The sequence below is a fragment of the Vibrio sp. 811 genome (assembly GCF_033339195.1).
Map to the genome: position 1 here is coordinate 1 of NZ_JAWOUB010000630.1, position 598 is coordinate 598.

Here is a 598-nt window from a genome sequence, read left to right on the forward strand (position 1 = left end):
ATTTGAGTGGGATACTCCATACCAGCCTCTAGTACAGAACCTGAGGCAAGCGCTCAATCAAGCCGAAGAAATATTCCATCAGCATTTGCGTCATCCAGTGACCAAACAGCATCAAAGCTAACAAAGTCACGATCAAACGAGGTAAGAAGCTTAATGTCTGTTCGTTAATTGACGTCGCGGCTTGAAAAATCGCCACGACCAAACCGATGAGCAAACTGGGGATAATAATGGCACAGACCATGATCAACACCATCCACAGTGCCTCACGGAAAAGCTCGACAAACATTTCAGGAGTCATGTCTTACCTCTTTTCTCTGTGCCAACCTAAAGGGCGAAACTGCCGGCTAAGGTCGACAATATCAAGTTCCAACCATCCACCAACACAAACAGCATCAACTTAAACGGTAGCGATACAATCATTGGCGATAGCATCATCATACCCATGGCCATCAAAACCGATGCCACCACCAAGTCGATGATCAAGAACGGCAGAAACAACATAAAACCGATTTGGAACGCCGTTTTCAGCTCCGAGGTGATAAAAGCGGGAATCAACACCGCCATCGACACATCTTCTGGATTGGTTACTTGCTCGCCC

1 protein-coding gene and 1 pseudogene are annotated in these 598 nt (G+C 46.7%); both read right to left on the reverse strand.

Annotated features, from left to right (window positions below; translation table 11 throughout):
• Window positions 1–28 precede the first annotated feature (28 nt).
• Window positions 29–298 carry a flagellar biosynthesis protein FliQ gene (fliQ, locus tag R7Q46_RS28500; protein ID WP_005457784.1) on the reverse strand — a complete coding sequence of 90 codons (270 nt, stop codon included), beginning with the start codon at window positions 296–298 and terminating at the stop codon, window positions 29–31.
• 26 nt (window positions 299–324) lie between these two features.
• Window positions 325–598 (reverse strand): annotated as a pseudogene (locus R7Q46_RS28505) (flagellar biosynthetic protein FliP); the annotation flags it as partial.

Excerpts from the sequence above, each read along its gene's own strand:
- fliQ (WP_005457784.1), bottom strand. The coding sequence starts at position 298 with ATGACTCCTGAAATGTTTGTCGAGCTTTTCCGTGAGGCACTGTGGATG.